Consider the following 273-nt stretch of genomic DNA (forward strand, 5'->3'; position numbering starts at 1 on the left):
TTAACGTTGGCGCGGTATCGCTCACGCCATCACCGTCGGTATCACCCGGAATGGTGGTGTCTAAATCAAACGTCACTGGCGCGCTTTCAGCGGTGGTGTTACCCGCCGCATCGCTGATACTGCTGGTGACGCTGTAGGCGCCTTCGTCCGTCAGACTTGGAATAGTGATGCTCGCACTGCCGGTATCGATATCCGTTTGGGTCACGCTGTAGGTTTGCTCTGTGGTGCTGCCATCGGGGTTGGTGATGGTTAAGGTCACCGTATCACCCACTT

Annotated in this window: 1 protein-coding gene; it reads right to left on the reverse strand. The window is 56.4% G+C overall.

Going from position 1 to position 273, the window contains the following annotated elements:
* Window positions 1-259, reverse strand: a 259-nt coding sequence (locus tag AACW06_RS20390; protein ID WP_192076410.1) for an Ig-like domain-containing protein, incomplete at its 3' end; no start/stop codon positions are given.
* Window positions 260-273: the final 14 nt, after the last annotated feature.

Origin of the sequence: Vibrio sp. S12_S33 (assembly GCF_963889785.1) — a bacterium.
Taxonomy (GTDB): Bacteria; Pseudomonadota; Gammaproteobacteria; order Enterobacterales; family Vibrionaceae; genus Vibrio; species Vibrio aestuarianus.